Annotated in this window: 1 protein-coding gene and 1 pseudogene; both read right to left on the bottom strand. The window is 66.4% G+C overall.

What is annotated here, in order from left to right:
• A pseudogene (locus AB0K09_RS32265) lies at positions 1-394 on the bottom strand (esterase); the annotation flags it as partial.
• Positions 395-496: 102 nt separating this feature from the next.
• Positions 497-2,538, bottom strand: a 2,042-nt coding sequence (locus tag AB0K09_RS32270; protein WP_366068949.1) for a penicillin acylase family protein, incomplete at its 5' end; no start/stop codon positions are given.

The raw sequence follows: 2,538 nt of genomic DNA on the forward strand, positions 1-2,538 counted from the left end.
CCCAGTTCTGGGCACCGAGCCGAGTCTTCTGGTCGAGCCAGTTGGCGTACCAGCCGCGAGCGCCACCGTCCGGGATGACAGTGATCATAGAGTTCGAGGTGGTCAGCGCCGGATAGTTCTGCTGGATCGGGTCGTCAGGTGAACCGTGCAGGAAGTACAGCACCGGATAACGCCTGGTCGGGTCGGAGTGGTAGCCGCTCGGCAGGATGATTTTGATGTGGTGCCGGCCCGTGACCTCGGGCGTGGTCACGGTGATGGTGAAGTTGGTGGAACCGCCTGCCGCCGTGCCGACCTGGGTCAGCCCGAACCCGTCCGCCATCGGTGGCGGCTGCGCGGTACCGTCAGCGGCCTGTGCCGAAGCCGCCGGAACGGCCGTTCCCAGCATGGCGACCATCAGTGCCACCACGGTGCGCCAACGGCTCGATGCCCTCATCGCTGTGTGCTCCCTCGTGAGCCTTGTCGTTGCGCGGTGTTCCGGCGTACCCACCCGCCGGTCTCAGCCGAGGACCTTGACCTCCAGTGCCGGTGAGGCCGCGATCTGATCCTCGGTGAACCGTTCGGTCACCCACCGGCCTGCCGAGAAGACCTTGGTCTGGTCGGCGTAGTGCGGCGAGTTCGGGTTGGCCGACTGGGAGTAGGCCAGCACCGAGAAGGCCTGGGGCGGGCCGTCGGCGGTGAACCGCACCTGCTGGATGAAGCTCGACCCGAAGGTGATGTCCAGTTTGCCGTCGACCTGGCCGGGAGTGATCACGTTCAGCACACCCAGTTCGCCGATGGATCCGTGGATCGGGATCTGCTCACCGTTGCGAGTGATCTTCTGGACGTCCGACAGCGGTGCGTTCAATGGAATGCCCGCGTTGCGCAGCGCGAGAGTCGCCCGGGCGAGCGCGTCACGGACGGCGGAGCTTGTGGAGTCCAGCGAATTGGGCGTGTGAACCGGGTCTTTGGGGTCGAAGGGAACCCGCCACGGCAGTTTCTCGATCGCCCGCCCATCGAGCAGGTAGGCCCAGTAGTTCGCGAACAGCCAGGATCCCCGGCTGCCCGTCGTGTAATCGTGGTCCTTCCAGGCGGCCAGGATCGGACATGCCTCACTCACGTCGACCAGGTTGCCGTCCACCAGGACGACCCCGAAGGGAACGTCCTGACATGCCGTCACCGTAGCGTCGAGGGCCAGGTCGGCCGCCCTGCTGTGGTCGGCGAACAGCAACCGGCCCATGGTCTCCGGCGTGAAGCCCTTGGCCGGCAGGCCGTCGGTGCCGTTGATCCGGTTCTGCGCGGTCAGGATCAGCTCCTGGGTACGCAGTGACCGGGGTGCCGCCGTGTCGCCCATCACCCTGGGGAAGGACAGCGGCTGCTCGGGGTTGGGCAGCCAGGCGCTGTCGTTGGCGTTGCCCACGAAATCGGACCGGATCAGACGTGGCTGCTTGTGCGGGTCGAGCAATCCCGGAGCGACCGCGTTCGGGTCGTCCGGCCAGTCACACTCGCTGCGCTTGCCGTCGAAGATGGAGATCGGCGGCACGTTCGGCAGCCGTAGATTCTGGTTGAACAACTCCTGGCCGGTCAGGGTGAGACACGACTGGGCATGCTCGTCGGTGATGTTCGGGGTGGCCTGGATGTCCGCGTACAGCGCGTTGCCTTTGCGGTCGGAGGCGACGGTGTTGAAGAAGGGGACGCCCTCCGTGGCCTCCAGGGTGTTCACCACGTCGTTGACGTCCTTGGCCTGGTCGAGGTGGAACCAGGTGTTCAACGCCCGCAGGTTGTCCATGTTCACGTCGCGTACCGCGTGCGCGCTGACCACCCAGGGCAGCGGGACGCCCTGGATCGATGTGGTGATCGGACCGTATCGGGTGGACCACAACGTCCTGGTGACCTTGCCGATGGAGCCGTCCGCGTTCAGCACGTCGACGCCGACCTGCTGTGAAGTCATCTGCTGCCAGGCGCCGTCCACCAGGTAGTTCGTCGGGTGCAGCGGATCAACCTGGACATCGAACAGCCCGAAGGGCGACACCGTGGCGACCGTGTGGCTCCAGGCGACGTCATTGTTGTGCCCGATGTTCACCGCGGGCAGTCCGAGCAGACTGGCCCCGGAGACATTGATCTTTCCCGGTATCGTCAGCTGGCTCTGCCACATGCGGTTCTTGCCCTGCCACGGAAAGTGCGGGTTGGCCAGCAACATGCCGGTGCCTCCGGACACGCCCTGGGCACCGACCGCCAGAGCGTTGCTGCCCATGCCCTGCTGACGGCCGGCGGCCGTCGCGTCGCGGATCTTCTTGGCGGTCTCCTCTGCCGAGGACGCCGGCGGCGGGGCGGCCGACGCCCCCAGGGGAGCGGCGTTCACCTCACCGTCCAGCAGCGGATCGGCGCTGCCCATGATGATCTCGGCGTGTGCGTGCCGGTAGACGTCCAGCTCCGTGATCGGCCGCACCCAGGCCGCACCGCGGCAGGCCGGATCGGAGATGTTGTTCACGCCCGTCTCGGCCAGGAACTTGTTGTACCCCTGGACATAACCGTGAATGGCTTCTTTGACCTCGGGCTCCG

The sequence above is a fragment of the Streptomyces sp. NPDC049577 genome (assembly GCF_040675635.1).
Lineage (GTDB): Bacteria > Actinomycetota > Actinomycetes > Streptomycetales > Streptomycetaceae > Streptomyces.